This is a genomic window from Duffyella sp. Ts4 (assembly GCF_051851875.1).
Classification (GTDB): Bacteria; Pseudomonadota; Gammaproteobacteria; order Enterobacterales; family Enterobacteriaceae; genus Duffyella; species Duffyella gerundensis.
In genome coordinates this window covers 1-15102 of sequence record NZ_JBLYPN010000001.1, presented here as the reverse complement: position 1 = coordinate 15102, position 15102 = coordinate 1, and the positions used below count along the sequence as shown (strand labels likewise).

13 protein-coding genes and 1 other RNA gene are annotated in these 15102 nt (G+C 57.8%); 9 read left to right on the top strand and 5 right to left on the bottom strand.

Annotation, left to right across the window (positions count from 1 at the left end):
- The first annotated feature begins 160 nt into the window (after positions 1-160).
- From galT to gpmA, 4 genes are all read left to right on the top strand, one after another.
- Complete coding sequence (gene galT, locus ACJY2L_RS00070) at positions 161-1201, top strand: galactose-1-phosphate uridylyltransferase (protein ID WP_067428837.1); 1041 nt, start codon at positions 161-163, stop codon at positions 1199-1201.
- A 6-nt stretch (positions 1202-1207) separates the two neighbouring features.
- A complete protein-coding gene (galK, locus tag ACJY2L_RS00065) occupies positions 1208-2356 on the top strand; it encodes a galactokinase (protein WP_439212826.1) in 1149 nt (382 codons plus the stop codon).
- Positions 2350-3378 (top strand): galactose-1-epimerase, encoded by a 1029-nt coding sequence (galM, locus tag ACJY2L_RS00060; RefSeq protein ID WP_439212825.1) that lies wholly within the window; start codon positions 2350-2352, stop codon positions 3376-3378. The genes galK and galM overlap by 7 nt, the downstream gene beginning before the upstream one ends.
- A 143-nt stretch (positions 3379-3521) precedes the next feature.
- Positions 3522-4274 carry a 2,3-diphosphoglycerate-dependent phosphoglycerate mutase gene (gpmA, locus tag ACJY2L_RS00055; RefSeq protein WP_067428832.1) on the top strand — a complete coding sequence of 251 codons (753 nt, stop codon included), beginning with the start codon at positions 3522-3524 and terminating at the stop codon, positions 4272-4274.
- A gap of 48 nt (positions 4275-4322) precedes the next feature.
- Here the strand turns inward: gpmA and aroG are convergent, their stop codons facing one another.
- Positions 4323-5378, bottom strand: coding sequence for a 3-deoxy-7-phosphoheptulonate synthase AroG (aroG, locus tag ACJY2L_RS00050; RefSeq protein WP_439212824.1), 1056 nt, complete (start codon positions 5376-5378; stop codon positions 4323-4325).
- Positions 5379-5672: 294 nt separating this feature from the next.
- On the opposite strand from aroG, the gene ACJY2L_RS00045 reads away from it, so the two are divergent.
- From ACJY2L_RS00045 to zitB, 4 genes are all read left to right on the top strand, one after another.
- On the top strand, positions 5673-6023 hold the full coding sequence (locus tag ACJY2L_RS00045; RefSeq protein WP_439212823.1) for a YbgS-like family protein: 351 nt from the start codon (positions 5673-5675) through the stop codon (positions 6021-6023).
- A 91-nt stretch (positions 6024-6114) separates the two neighbouring features.
- A complete protein-coding gene (locus tag ACJY2L_RS00040; RefSeq protein ID WP_439212822.1) occupies positions 6115-6705 on the top strand; it encodes a response regulator in 591 nt (196 codons plus the stop codon).
- Positions 6702-9815 carry an ATP-binding protein gene (locus ACJY2L_RS00035; protein ID WP_439212821.1) on the top strand — a complete coding sequence of 1038 codons (3114 nt, stop codon included), beginning with the start codon at positions 6702-6704 and terminating at the stop codon, positions 9813-9815. The genes ACJY2L_RS00040 and ACJY2L_RS00035 overlap by 4 nt, the downstream gene beginning before the upstream one ends.
- Complete coding sequence (zitB, locus tag ACJY2L_RS00030; protein ID WP_439212820.1) at positions 9790-10737, top strand: CDF family zinc transporter ZitB; 948 nt, start codon at positions 9790-9792, stop codon at positions 10735-10737. The genes ACJY2L_RS00035 and zitB overlap by 26 nt, the downstream gene beginning before the upstream one ends.
- Here the strand turns inward: zitB and pnuC are convergent.
- The 3 genes from pnuC to ACJY2L_RS00015 all read right to left on the bottom strand — a co-directional run bounded on the left by pnuC (position 10731) and on the right by ACJY2L_RS00015 (position 13149).
- The gene (gene pnuC / locus ACJY2L_RS00025) at positions 10731-11453 is read right to left on the bottom strand and encodes a nicotinamide riboside transporter PnuC (RefSeq protein WP_439212819.1); all 723 of its coding nucleotides are present in this window, start codon (positions 11451-11453) and stop codon (positions 10731-10733) included. The genes zitB and pnuC overlap by 7 nt on opposite strands.
- Before the next feature lie 20 nt (positions 11454-11473).
- Positions 11474-12535, bottom strand: a complete 1062-nt coding sequence (nadA, locus tag ACJY2L_RS00020; RefSeq protein ID WP_439212818.1) for a quinolinate synthase NadA — start codon at positions 12533-12535, stop codon at positions 11474-11476.
- Between the two features lie 119 nt (positions 12536-12654).
- Complete coding sequence (locus ACJY2L_RS00015) at positions 12655-13149, bottom strand: methylated-DNA--[protein]-cysteine S-methyltransferase (protein WP_439212817.1); 495 nt, start codon at positions 13147-13149, stop codon at positions 12655-12657.
- 157 nt (positions 13150-13306) lie between these two features.
- On the opposite strand from ACJY2L_RS00015, the gene ACJY2L_RS00010 reads away from it, so the two are divergent.
- A complete protein-coding gene (locus ACJY2L_RS00010; protein WP_187487910.1) occupies positions 13307-14773 on the top strand; it encodes an AlkA N-terminal domain-containing protein in 1467 nt (488 codons plus the stop codon).
- Between the two features lie 238 nt (positions 14774-15011).
- Here ACJY2L_RS00010 and ACJY2L_RS00005 read toward each other — a convergent pair.
- Positions 15012-15102, bottom strand: a non-coding RNA gene (locus ACJY2L_RS00005) — RtT sRNA; the annotation flags it as partial.

The following is a 15102-nucleotide window of genomic DNA, read 5'->3' as shown; positions in this document are numbered from 1 at the left end:
CACCACAAGATACCAGGAATAAGCCTGAAATCGCTCTCTCTGAGAAATTAAAGCTTGTGTAAACGATTCCATTTATCCAGGCTTGATCACGCTTTCGTGGCAATAGCTGTGCTACGTTTACCCTAATAATTCTCAAGTTGGCTCGTTACCAGGATTTCTCATGGAAAAATTTAATCCGGTCGATCATCCGCATCGCCGTTATAACCCGTTATCTGACCAGTGGGTGCTGGTCTCTCCGCACCGCGCCAAACGTCCGTGGCAGGGTGCTCAGGAAACGCCGTCGCAGAATCAGCTGCCCACGCACGATCCTGACTGCTTCCTCTGTCCGGGCAATACCCGTGTCACCGGTGACACTAACCCGCAGTACAGCGGCACCTACGTGTTTACCAATGATTTTGCCGCGCTGATGACCGATACGCCGGATGCGCCACAGAGCAGCGATCCGCTGATGCGTTGTGAAAGCGCACGTGGTACCAGCCGCGTAATCTGCTTTTCGCCGGATCACAGCAAAACCCTGCCGGAACTGACGCTGAGCGCGCTGGCTGAAGTGGTGCGCACCTGGCAGGAGCAGACCGCCGAACTGGGTCAGCACTATCCCTGGGTGCAGGTGTTTGAAAACAAAGGCGCCGCGATGGGCTGTTCCAATCCCCATCCACACGGCCAGGTGTGGGCGAACAGCTTCCTGCCTAACGAAGCGCAGCGTGAAGACGATCTGCAGCGGGCCTACTTTGCCCAACACAACAGCCCAATGCTGGTGGATTATGCCGCGCGCGAGCTGGCCGACGGCAGCCGCACCGTGGTGGAAACCGATCACTGGCTGGCCGTGGTGCCGTGGTGGGCGGCGTGGCCGTTTGAAACCATTCTGCTGCCGAAAAGCCACATTCTGCGCCTGACCGATCTCACCGCTGAGCAGCGCACCGATCTGGCGCTGGCGCTGAAAAAGCTAACCAGCCGCTACGACAACCTGTTCCAGTGTTCATTCCCCTACTCCATGGGCTGGCACGGCGCGCCCTTCAACGGTGAAGAGAATGAGCACTGGCAGCTGCATGCCCATTTCTATCCGCCGCTGCTGCGTTCAGCAACGGTGCGTAAATTTATGGTTGGCTATGAAATGCTGGCCGAAACCCAACGTGATTTAACGGCGGAGCAGGCAGCTGAGCGCCTGCGTTCCGTCAGCGATCTGCACTTCCGCGAGGCCTGAGTGACCATGAGCTTAAAGACCCTGACCAACAATATTTTTAACGAGCAGTTTGGCTATCAGCCAACCCACACTATTCAGGCGCCGGGCCGCGTGAACCTGATTGGCGAGCACACCGATTACAACGACGGTTTTGTGTTGCCTTGCGCTATCGATTATCAGACGGTGATCAGCTGCGCGAAACGCGACGATCGGCAGGTGCGCGTTATCGCCGTGGATTACGACAATCAGCAGGATCACTTCTCGCTGGATGAGCCGATTCTCAGCCTGCCGGAGCCAATGTGGGCCAACTACGTGCGCGGCGTGGTGAAGCATATGCAGCAGCGCTGCCCGGAAGTTGGCGGTGTGGACATGGTGATCAGTGGCGACGTGCCGCAGGGTGCCGGTCTGAGCTCCTCCGCCTCGCTGGAAGTGGCGGTGGGTACCGTTCTGCAACAGCTGTGGCACCTGCCAATTGACGGCGCGGCAGTGGCGGTAAATGGCCAGGAAGCGGAAAACCAGTTTGTCGGTTGTAACTGCGGCATCATGGATCAGCTGATCTCCGCGCTGGGCAAACAGGATCACGCGATGCTGCTCGACTGCCGCACGCTGGGTACGCGCCCGGTGCCAATGCCAGACAACGTTGCCGTGGTGATCATCAACACCAACTTCCGTCGCAGCCTGGTGGGCAGTGAATACAATACGCGTCGCCAGCAGTGCGAAACCGGTGCCCGCTTCTTCTCGCAGCCTGCGTTGCGCGACGTCGATATCAATCAGTTTAAAGCGGTGGAAAATGAGCTGGACGCCGACGTCGCCAAACGCGTGCGTCACGTGCTGACCGAGAACGCGCGCACGCTGGAAGCGGCCGACGCGCTGAGCAAAGGCGATCTGAAACGTATGGGCGAACTGATGGCGGAATCGCACGCCTCAATGCGCGACGATTTCGAAATCACCGTGCCGCCGGTGGATACGCTGGTTGAGATTGTGAAAGCGGAAATTGGCGATCGCGGCGGCGTGCGCATGACCGGCGGGGGTTTCGGCGGTTGTGTCGTGGCGCTGATGCCGGAAGAGCTGGTGGAAGGCGTGAAAGCCGCAGTGGCCGCACAGTATGAAGCGAAAACCGGCATCAAAGAGACCTTCTACGTCTGTAAAGCGTCAGCAGGAGCGGGCCAATGCTAAATTCTCACGCACCCGATGGCCAGCCATGGCACATCACGGTGCTGCGCAACCGTAACGGTATGGTTGCAACGTTTATGGATTGGGGTGCCACCTGGCTGTCGGCCCGCGTGCCGATGCAGGATGGCAAGGTGCGCGAAGCGCTGCTCGGCTGCGCCACCCCTTCTGATTACCTGGAACAGACCGCCTATCTTGGCGCGACGGTAGGCCGCTATGCCAATCGCATCGCCAATGCGCGTCTGGAGCAGGAAAATATTCAGCTGATCGCCAATCAGGGCCCACATCAGCTGCACGGCGGCCCGCAAGGGTTCGATCGCCGTCGCTGGCAGATGATCAGCCAGAGCGACAGCGAAGTGCACTATCGTCTGGATTCGCCAGATGGCGATCAGGGCTATCCAGGTAATCTGTTGGTCGATCTCTGGTACCGGCTGGATGATGAAAATCGGCTCAGCATTCACTATCAGGCCACCGTCGATCGGCCCTGCCCGGTTAACCTGACCAATCACGCCTACTTCAATCTTGATGCTGAGCACGGTGATGCGCGTCAGCATCACCTGCAGCTGCACGCCGCGCACTATCTGCCGGTGGATGAGAGCGGCATTCCTGATGGCGGCCTGCAGCCGGTGGCTGACAGCAGCTTCGATTTCCGCGATGGCAAAATTATCGCTACCGATTTCCTGCAGGATGAGCATCAGCGCCGGGTTAAAGGCTACGATCACGCCTTTCTGCTCGACAGCGCCGGCAATGTCAGCCAGACCGCCGCGCAGCTCACTTCTGCGGATGGCAAGCTGCAGCTACGCGTGCACACCTCGGCACCCGCACTGCAGTTTTACAGCGGCAATTATCTGGCCGGTACGCCAGCACGTGAACAGGGGCAGTATGCCGCGCATCAGGGCATCGCGCTGGAGAGTGAATTTCTGCCAGATTCGCCGAATCACGCCGACTGGCCGCAGCCTGATTGCTGGCTGCAGCCAGGTCAACAGTACCAGGCAGAAACCGTCTATCAATTGATCGCGATCGGCTAACGGGTTGAAAAACGCGCACTGCGTTGGCGACAGTCTTACGCCTTGCGCATATTTCAGCTATGGTAACGGGCAGGAACATTGTCGGGCAGGCTATGCCGGCGGTGCTGTTATCATAGAAACGTCACGTATTAAGGAGTGAAGCTATGGCTGTAACTAAGCTGGTTCTGGTTCGTCACGGCGAAAGCCAATGGAATAACGAAAACCGCTTTACCGGTTGGTATGATGTTGATCTCTCTGACAAAGGCCGCACTGAAGCCAAAGCCGCGGGTCAACTGCTGAAAAAAGAAGGTTTTACCTTTGATTTCGCCTACACCTCGGTACTGAAGCGCGCTATCCATACGCTGTGGAACATCCTCGACGAACTGGATCAGGCCTGGCTGCCGGTTGAAAAATCCTGGCGTCTGAACGAGCGTCATTACGGTGCGCTGCAGGGTCTGAACAAAGCTGAAACCGCTGATAAATATGGCGATGAGCAGGTTAAACAGTGGCGCCGTGGTTTCGCGGTCACGCCACCGGAACTGGATCGCGGAGACGAACGTTTCCCTGGCCACGACCCGCGCTACGCTAACCTCAGCGCTGAGCAGCTGCCAACCACCGAAAGCCTGGCGCTGACTATCGATCGCGTTCTGCCATACTGGAACGAAACGATTCTGCCACGTCTGAAAAGCGGCGAGAAAGTGATCATCGCGGCACACGGCAACTCACTGCGTGCGCTGGTGAAATATCTTGATGATATGAGCGAAGAAGAGATTCTTGAGCTGAATATCCCAACCGGCGTGCCGTTGGTGTATGAGTTCGACGAAAACTTCAAACCGATCAAGCACTACTATCTTGGCGATGCCGATGAAATTGCTGCGCGCGCTGCAGCGGTTGCGAATCAGGGTAAAGCGAAGTAATTGATCTGGCGGTTGCCATCCGGCAACCGCTTTTTAACACCCGTCTGTTTACCCTTCCCGACGCTGTTTCACTGCCTGCGCCAGCTGACGCAGTACGTTTTCCGTATCCTGCCAGCCAATACAAGCATCGGTCACGCTTTTACCGTAGACCAGCGGTTCACCGCTCTCCAGGCTCTGATTACCCTCAACCAGATGGCTCTCGATCATCACGCCCATGATCGCCTGCTCACCGCCCGCAATTTGCTGCGCCACATCTTCAGCAACGGTTAGCTGCTTCTGATACTGCTTGCTGCTGTTGGCATGGCTGAAGTCGATCATGATCTGCGCCGGCAGGCCCGCTTTTTCCAGGCCCACTTTCACCGCTTCAACGTGAGAGGCGCTGTAGTTTGGCTCTTTGCCGCCGCGCAGAATGATGTGGCAATCGCCATTACCGCGGGTTTCCACAATCGCCGAATGACCATATTTGGTCACTGAAAGAAAGCAGTGCGGCGCGCTGGCGGCGCCAATGGCGTCGATAGCAACCTTGATGGTGCCGTCGGTGCCGTTTTTAAAGCCTACCGGACAGGAGAGGCCAGAAGAGAGCTCACGGTGCACCTGCGATTCGGTGGTACGTGCGCCGATTGCGCCCCAGCTCATCAGATCGGCCAGATACTGCGGCGTGATCATATCCAGAAATTCGCCCGCTGCCGGCAAGCCGCTGTCGTTGATATCAAGCAGTAGCTTACGCGCGATGCGCAGGCCATCATTAATCTGAAAACTGCCATCCATGTAAGGATCGTTAATCAGCCCTTTCCAGCCAACGGTGGTACGGGGTTTTTCAAAATAGACCCGCATGACGATTTCCAGCTCGCCCCGCAGCGCCTCGCGCAGTGCGAGCAGGCGCGCGCCATACTCCTTCGCCGCCTCAGTATCGTGAATAGAACAGGGACCGATTACCACCAGCAGGCGATCGTCCTGTTTTTGCAGAATATTGTGAATTGCCTGTCGCGATTGCGCCACGGTTTCGGCCGCTTTATCAGAAGCGGGAAATTTTTCAAGCAACGCAACAGGAGGAAGAAGTTCTTTTATCTCCTTGATACGCAAGTCATCGTTTTGATAGTTCATAGGGTTTCCATTGATTTTCTTACCCGATGCGTCCGGGCACAACCCGTTCAATTTATCTCTTCGATCCCGCGCTGTAAATGCACTTTACCGGCGTTGATTCGCAGGCTGATTTGCACTTTTGCCGCCGTTTACTACACTTTTAAGCGTAAGCACTCTGGAACACGGTGTTTTAATCATCTTTTATCTTCTTTGTCAGCCATAGCGGGCCATACGCTCGTTGGGCGCCTGATTTCTCGGCAAACTGCACGCACGGGTTTGGCAGAGCAACAATGAATAATTAACGGGAGTATAATTATGAATAAGATTGCAATGGTATGTCTGGCAGCAGCAATGACTCTGGGTAGTGGTGCAGCGATGGCCGCAGGCGGCAACAACGGGACGTCTAATCAGGCTGCAGATGCCGGTGCCGTGGCGCCAGGCGCAAAAGAGAATCTGCCACCGAACAACGTTGATAACAGCAAAATCAACAACGGTAGTGGTACTTCTCACAGCAGCTCCACGCACAGCAGCAAGCACATGACCGCTGATGAAATCGATCAGAATGCGCAGTGCAAAGATGGCAAATGCCCGAACATCAACCGTAAGGTTGAGACCAAGGTTGGCGGCGGTGAAGTGAACACCAAAACTGACGGCACCACCCAGTAATTCCCCGACGGAGAGCGCAAGCTCTCCGTTTGCTTTATTGCCCCTCCGCTTTTCGCTATGCTGATGCCCCAAAGATTGCTGGAACATCGCTATGGCCGTTCTGTTGTTAATTGACGATCACCCGCTGGTACATGTCGCATTAGAAGCCGCCCTGCCTCATTCTCCTGTTCCGCTGACCCTGATTTCCGTGGCTACCGCCGCTGAAGCACGTGAAGTATTGAGCACGTGCGCCGTTGATCTGATCATTCTGGATGTCAGCCTGGCTGACAGTAATGGCCTGGAAGTGCTGCGCCGCATCAAAGCGCATGACGAACAGCAGAAGGTGCTGATCTATTCAGCCCAACAGGATCAGCACGCCATTCGTACCGCTATGGCGGCGGGCGCAGCCGGGTATATCGTAAAAAGTCAGACCATGGCGCAGCTGCTGTCGGCCATTCTCGCCGTGCTCGGCGGCCATCTTGCCTTTCCACCTCTGGCTGAACCGGAAGAGGCGTCTTCGCTGTTAACCGCGAAAGAGCAGCAGATTCTTAGCCTGCTGGCCCGCGGCTTCTCTAATTTGCAAATTGCCGGACAGCTGCACATCAGCAATAAAACCGTTAGCACCCACAAGAAAAACATTCTGGATAAAACCGGCGCCCGTTCGGTGGTTGAGCTGGCTGAAATCTGGAAAGCACAGCAGTGAGACACATTGCCTGGCTGCTCCTGCTGTGGTGTTTCTGTGCTCAGGCCGCACTGCATGCGGTGAGCAGCATCACGCTGCCGCCACAGATGCTGCTGCCCGCGCAGGAGAAGATCAGCTGGCCGGAGAAAAATCTGCACGTCGGCATTTTGCAGGACAACGGCTCACCGTGGAATATCGTGGTGGGCAGCGATCTTTACGGCGTCAACGCCGACTATCTGAACGCCATCGCTCATCATCACGGCCTGCAGCTCACCATCAACGGCTACGCCGACCTGCCTGCTCTGCTGGCTGCACTGCAACAAGGCAAAATTGATCTGATCTTCGGCGTACCCAAACCGCTGTTACCCACGCAGCTTGCCATCAGCCAGCCGTGGTTTTCCAGCCCGTTGCGTATCTATCGCAGCCGCAGCAATCAGCGTCCGGTGATGTTTAACTCGCGCGAGGCGCAGCTGGCGATCAGCCGGAAATCTTACGCGCTGCTCAACCCGGACTTTGCCGCCAGCCATCACTGGCGACTGTTTGATAACGATCTTCAGGCGCTCTATGCGCTGCTGAATCAGCGCAGCGATTATGTGGTGGCCGATGAAACCACCGCAGGCTTTCTGCTTAGCCAGCTGCAGCAGGGGCAAATTTATCAGCTGGCCTCGTCGCTCGAGCCAGGTCAGCGCGATCTGGTGGCGGCCGCCAGCGATCGGGCGTTAATTGCGCGGCTGAATACCACGTTACGCCAGCTGCCGCTGGATATGGTCAACGCGATTGAAAACCGCTGGAACACGCCGCAGCCGCGTTATCAGGATACCCGCACCAGCCCGCTGACCGCGCTGGAGCAGAACTGGTTACAGCAGCATCCGCAGGCCACCTATGCCGCGCTACGCGATGATTATCCGTGGAGCTACCGTGACAGCAACGGCATGGCGCGCGGATACAGCGTGGAGCTGTTGAATGCGGTCGCACAAACCACCGGCCTGACTTTTCAGCCGCACTGGGTGGATAACCCGCAGCAGGCCGCTGAGCTGCTGAGCCAGTCACGCGTCGATCTCCAGCTGATGCACCCACTCACTGGCAACGAAGGCAATAACGCCACCCTGCCGGTGTGGCGAGCGTTATGGGGCGTTTATACCCGCATGCCGTCCTCGCGCGCGGCGCGCTGGCAGGATTTGCAGGGTCAGCGCGTCGGCGTGCGGCGTGGCGATCTGGGACGTGAGCTGGTGCCCGCGGGCATTCAGGTGCGTGAATTCGATACGCCCACCGCGCTTTATGATGCCCTGAACAGCGGACAGATCGATGCGGTAGTGGATAATGTCTTATCGGCGCGCTGGCTGATTGCCGCACGCTATAACGCCACGCTACAACTCGCTTTTGCCGCCAGCGATACCGCCTGGCCGATCGCCTTTGGCGTCAGCGCACAGGCACCGCTGCTGCGGCAGATTATGGATAAAGGCTTGTTGCGGGTGCCTGCTGATACGCAGCAGCGCCTGCGCGACTACTGGAGCAACAATAGCCGCATCAATACCGGGGATACCATGATGCGCTCGGTATCACAGCTGCTGCTGCTGGCTGCGTTGCTGGCGATTGTCATCCTGCTGATTTTGCTGGCGCGCCGTTATCTGCAACAGCGCCGGGAACAGCAGCAGCGTCTCGCCCTTGAGCGCCAGCGGGCGGAAGCGGAGCGCGCCAGCCAGATGAAAAGTCAGTTTCTGGCTACGGTCAGCCATGAGCTGCGCACGCCGATGCAGGCGATTCTCGGCTTGCTGGAGCTGGAGATCCAGCAGCCAGATGCCAGCAAGCGGCTGGCGATCGTGCACAGCAGCGCCCGCTCGCTGATGACGCTGCTGAACGATCTGCAGGATCATGCAAAAATTGAGAGCAACACCTTTAGCCTGACGCCGGAAGTGGTGGATCTTCGCCGCTGGCTGGAGCAGCTCAACGATCTTTATCAGCCGCTGATGCCAGCCGACGGCCCGCGGTTGATCGTTGCGCCAGGCTCAGCGCTGCCGCCTGCGGTGTGGATCGACAGTGCCAGACTGCAGCAGATCGCGGTGAATCTGATCGGCAACGCGATTAAATTTACTCGTAGCGGCTCGATTACTGTGACGCTGAGTGTTGATGAACAGATCAGCCTGCGGGTGGTTGACAGCGGCATTGGTATTGCGCGGGAAGAACAAGCACGATTGTTTGAACCCTGGTATCAGGCGCCCTCGGGCAAAACCCGGCGCGTGCAGGGGAGCGGGCTTGGCCTGTCGATCTGTCGGGAGCTGGTTACGCGCATGGGTGGCACCATCGCCCTCACCTCCGCGCCGGGCAGCGGCACCGAGGTCAGCGTGACTCTGCCGCTGATGCTGGCTCCCGCCATGGCGCCAACCGCAGAGGAAGCGCCGTTGTCATTCGCTGACCGCAGTCACTGCCGCATCGCCATTGTCGACGATAATCCCACCAACCTGTTGGTGATGGCGCAGCAGCTGGCGGCGCTGGGCGTAAATGCTGAATGTTACGCGGATGGCCGTGCGCTGCTAGCCGCCGATGCTCGTCAGCCGTTTGATCTACTGTTTATCGATCGCATGATGCCGCGCCCCGACGGCCTGCTGCTCGCCGCCCTGCTGCGGCGGCGTGAACGCCAGCGCACGCAGCGCGCGCTGCTGGTGCTGTGTACCGCCGATGCGCAGATGCCTGATGATACGGCGGCGATGAGGCACGTTGATCATCTGCTGCTGAAACCCGTAAGCCAGAAAGCGCTGGCGGCGATTCTGCACACGCTGCCTGGCGATCCTTTGCAGCATCTCAGCACGGATATCCGTCGTCTGGCCAGTGATAACGAGGCATTTATTCCGCGCATTTGCCAGACGCTGCATCAGACCTTTCTTGCCGACCGCGAGGCGCTGCAAGCTGCCATCGCTCAGAACGACTATGCGACGATTGAACAGGCTGCACACCGCATGAAAGGCAGCTGGTTACTGCTGGGCCAGTCGCAGGGAGAGCGGCTCTGTCAGCAGCTGATCGATTGTGCTAAACAGCACAACCTCAGCCAGGCAGAGGCGAAATTACTGATATCATTAACCGATCGATTGTTACTTACTCTGGAGTCTTATGGCGCACACTCATTCCCACGGTGAAGGCGACACTAACCGTGGACGCCTGTTGGCGGCATTTTCCGTTACCGCCTTGTTTATGGTTGCCGAAGTGGTTGGCGGCTGGCTTTCCGGCTCGCTGGCGCTGCTGGCTGATGCCGGTCATATGCTTACCGATGCCGCCGCGCTGCTGATGGCGCTGCTGGCCGTGCAGTTCGCCCGGCGCAAACCCAACGCGCGTCATACCTTTGGCATGCTGCGCCTGACCACGCTGGCGGCCTTTGTTAACGCGCTGGCGCTGCTGGTGATTACCGCACTGATCGTCTGGGAAGCGGTTCGACGTTTTTATCAACCTCAGCCGGTAGCAGGCGGCATGATGCTCGGTATCGCCATTGCCGGGCTGCTGGCTAATCTGCTCTCTTTCTGGCTGCTGCATCGCGGTAGTGAAGAGAAAAACCTGAATGTGCGCGCGGCGGCGCTGCATGTGATGGGCGATCTGCTGGGGTCGGTGGGTGCCATTGTTGCGGCGCTGGTGATCATGTACACCGGCTGGACGCCTGCCGATCCGATTCTGTCGATTCTGGTGTCGCTGCTGGTGTTACGTAGTGGCTGGGCGCTGCTGCGCGAAAGCCTGCATGAGCTGCTGGAAGGCGCACCAGCGTCGATTAACGTTGATAAACTGGCGCGCGATATCACGCGTAATATCCCTGAAGTGCGTAACGTGCACCATCTGCATTTGTGGCAGGTTGGCGAGAAGCCGGTATTAACGCTGCATGTGCAGGTGATTCCGCCGCACGACCATGACGCGCTGCTGCACCGCATTCATCACTACCTGCATGAAACCTGCCAAATTGCGCATGCCACGGTGCAGATGGAGTATCAGGCTTGTGCCGGTCACGATTGTGACCTTGGCGCAGCGCAGGAACATGCGCATCACGATCATGCGCATGCCCACGCCCATCACTGAGTCGACAGCGCCCGTGAACCCTGTTTGCGGGCGCTCTGCATCCACAGCCGTGTGCCGTTCAGGGCGATCACGGTGAGAATCATATATTCCAGCGACATCGCCCAAACGCCCTGACGGGCAAAAATCATTACGCTGATCACGTTGACCACCACCCACAGCAGCCAGTTCTCCACATACTTCCGCGTCATTAAAATCATTGCCACAATCGACAGCACCATCAGGCAGGCATCCCAGAACGGAAACGCATCGGGTTGCAGCGTCGGCATCGCCACCTTCATACCCATGCCCTGCATCAGGTTCACGGCGATGCGGGTCAAAAAGCCAAATACCGGATTGATATAGCGCGTCATCAGGCCGATGCCGACCACGCAGGCAAGACCCCAGCCAATGGCGCTGGGCAACGACAGCCAGCGAATGCGCAGCGCCGTCTGATTATCGCTGGTTTGCCGACTCCAGGCATACCAGCCATAAAGGTTGGCGGCGAAGAAAAAGAGCTGTAGCAGTAGGCTGGCGTAAAGCTGAATCTGGAAAAAGATAATGGCGAACAGCACCACGTTCAGCAGGCCGAACGGATAGTTGATGATTTTCTCTTTACTGGCCAGCCAGATACAGAGCAGTCCGGCCAGCGTGCCGACCGCCTCAATCCACGAGAGATCGTAGCCGCCGGTGCCCAGAGGGATATGAACAAGAATATTTTGCGTGCTGAAGAAATCCATAGCGCACCTTCAGAAGGGTCTCAGGCGTTGCCTTTGACCTTGAGTTTAAGTTCCGCCGCAAAGGATAGCATGCGGTTCAGCGGCACCAGCGCCCTTTCGCGCAGCGCTGCATCAATATGGATTTCATGCTGCGCGCCGCCGTGCTCCAGCCCGTCGGCAATCGCCTGTAGGCCATTCATCGCCATCCACGGACAGTGCGCACAGCTGCGGCAGGTCGCGCCCTCTCCGGCGGTTGGCGCTTCCAGCAGCTTCTTTTCCGGCACCGCCTGCTGCATTTTGTAGAAGATGCCGCGATCGGTAGCCACAATTATTTGCGGATGCGGCAGCGCCTTTGCTGCCTGAATCAGCTGGCTTGTGGAACCCACCGCATCGGCCAGTTCGACAATCGCCTGCGGCGACTCCGGGTGCACCAGCACCGCGGCCTGCGGATAGAGCGCTTTCATTTGTCGTAGCGCCTGCACCTTAAACTCATCGTGCACGATACACGCGCCCTGCCAGCAGAGCACGTCGGCCTGCGTCTGCTGCGTAACGTAACGACCAAGATGACGATCGGGTGCCCAAATGATTTTTTGCCCGAGGCTGTCGAGATGCTCAATCAGCTCAACGGCGATGCTGGAGGTAACGACCCAGTCAGCGCGTGCTTTTACCGCCGCTGAGGTGTTGGCGTAAACCACCACGGTGCGATCGGGATGCGCGTCGCAGAAGGCGTTGAACGCCTCAATGGGACAGCCCAGATCCAGCGAGCATTCTGCCGCCAGCGTCGGCATCAATACGGTTTTTTCCGGGCTAAGAATTTTTGCCGTTTCGCCCATAAAACGCACGCCCGCCACCAGCAGCGTTTTGGCGGGATGCTGGCTGCCAAAGCGCGCCATTTCCAGCGAATCCGCCACGCAGCCGCCGGTCTCTTCGGCCAGCGACTGAATGTCAGGATCGGTATAATAGTGGGCAACCATTACCGCATCTCGCGCCTTCAGCAGCGCTTTAATGCGCGTGCGGTAGTCCGCCTTCTGCTCAGCGTTCAGACGCGCGGGTTTAGGCGGAAAAGGATAGACAGCAGATTCAGGATCAAACATCAGGCTCATCAGGCGCTCTCGTTTCTTCGACTTAACGAAGTTGGCATTTATGGTGGCTGAAATGCGGTTTTTTGCCGCCACTGTTTTATATGCTAAACAAGATAACCAAATAATGGCGTGCTGTCCTGCTATTTCACCTGCGATGCGCCGCTTTCCAGACTGAGCAGGAACGCTTTGATATCCAGCCCGCCAGCGAAGCCAGTCAGCTTACCATTGGCGCCGATAACACGATGACAGGGCGCAATGATCGACACTGGATTTCTGCCGTTAGCGGCGCCCACCGCCCGCATGGCGCTGGGGTGGCCAATCTGCTCGGCGATCTGCTTATAGCTGCGCGTTTCACCGAACGGAATGCTGACCAGTGCGGCCCACACCTTGCGCTGAAATTCGGTGCCGGCAAAATCCAGCGGCAGATCAAAACGCTGGCGCGTACCGGCAAAATATTCCTGTAGCTGCTGCTCCGCCTGTAGCAGCAGCGGATGGTCGGCGTTTTCAATCCGGGGATCGAGCCTGACCCGCCGCGGTGAATCATCCTGCCAGAGAATCGCGGCCAGGCCACGATCGCTGGCGATCAGCGTTAGCACGCCAACCGGGGTAGTGGTGATTTTGTAGTAATAGGACATGGTGCTCTCCTGCTGGGCTTTTCCTCTATTATTACCTTTTTCTTTCGCCCGGCTGGCTGTTTTCGGTCATCAGGATTAAATGTCCGAAAACAGCGAGTGCGAGGATGAAACCCCAGCTATGTTTAGTGTCCGGCACTACCGCCGCAAGGAGAACGGCATGATCGATTCTGATATCGCCTGGCAGGCGCTTACTTCTCGCGACACGCGCTTTGACGGTGTGTTTTTTGTCGGCGTCACCTCGACCGGGATTTACTGCCGTCCCATCTGCCCGGTAAAAGCGCCGCTACAAAAAAACTGCCTGTTTTTTGCTAACGCTGAAGCGGCCGAGAAGGCGAAATTTCGCCCCTGCCTGCGCTGTCGTCCTGAACTGGCGCCGGGAAATGCGCCGGTCGATAACAGCCATCGGGTGGCCGATCTGCTGGTTCAGCGGCTTGAGCAAGGCGCCATTGATGAGACCGAAAGCCTGGAAGAGATTGCCGCGCAGTTTGATCTCAGCCTGCGTCAGCTGCGCCGTATTGTTCATAAAGAGCTGGGCGTTTCGCCGCTTGAACTGCGCCAGACGCGTCGCCTGCTGCTGGCTAAACAGCTGCTGACCGAGACCGCATTGCCGGTGACCGATATCGCCTATGCCAGCGGTTTCGCCAGCCTGCGTCGTTTTAACGACGTGTTTCAGCGCTGTTATCGTATGTCTCCCAGTCAGCTGCGTAAAACCGTGGTGGATGAGCACGCGCCGCCGCTAAACAGCACCTCGACGCTGGAGCTAAGCTATCGTCCGCCATTTGACTGGCAGATTATGCTCGACTTTCTGCGGGGCCATGCGGTGCTGCATATCGAGCATGTTGATGATATCAGCTACAGCCGCACGGTTGCGCTGGGTCAGCATCAGGGCTGGATTCGGGTTACTCATCATCAGAAAAAGCCGGTGCTGCTGGTTGAGTTTACCCATTCGCTGCTGCCGGTACTGCCTGCCCTGCTGCGCCGCCTGCGTAATCTTTTCGATCTGAATGCGCAACCCGCCTGTATCGATGAAGCGCTGCGTCAGGATCCGTTGCTGGCTAAAAGCGTGGCTGATTTTCCGGGCCTGCGCATTCCCGGCGCGTTTGATGGCTTTGAGTTGACGGTGCGCGCTATTCTTGGTCAGCAAATTACCGTAAAAGCGGCGACCACGCTGGGTGGCCGTTTTGCCAACGCCTTTGGCGATAAGATTGAGACGCCGTTTCCGACGCTTAGCCGACTGCCGCCCAGCGCCACGCGCATTCATCACGCCACGCTGGATGAGATCGCCTCGTTGGGCATTATCAGCGCCCGGGCAAAATGTATTCTCGCACTGGCCGAAGCGTGCAGCAGCGGCGCACTGATCCTCGATGCCTGCCCATGGCCGCAAAAAATTATCGCCCAGCTTAAAGCGCTGCCGGGCATCGGTGACTGGACGGCGCAGTATGTTGCCATGCGCGCGCTGCGCTGGCCGGACGCTTTTCCGGCGGGGGATATCGTGATTCGTAATAATCTCGGTGGCATGACCGCGAAGCAGGCAGAGCAGCGTTCGGCAGTTTGGCGCCCCTGGCGCAGCTACGCCGTAATGCACATCTGGCGCAGCCTGGGGAAAAACGGCATCAGGAAGTAGCGATGATAAGCGGTCGCAGCGTGAAACGCAGAAACAACTCTTCAGGGAGCCTTTGTGCGCCTGGTGGGTGTGCAGAAGAGCGCAGGCTTGTGCGCGTTATGCGCCTCGTCTTGCGGGTGATGTTGATGCACCAGCTAATGTAGCTCGCGGCCAGGTAGCCCAACCTGCAGCAGGTTTACATCCTGTAAGTCCAGAAAACAGAAAAGCAAAAAGGCGCCTTTAGGGCGCCTTTTTACATTGGTGGGTCGTGCAGGATTACCCGGCTTCGCCTTGCCCTGCGGACCGTTGCTGTCGCAACGTTGTCTCGCTTTCGCTCGACTCGAACCTGC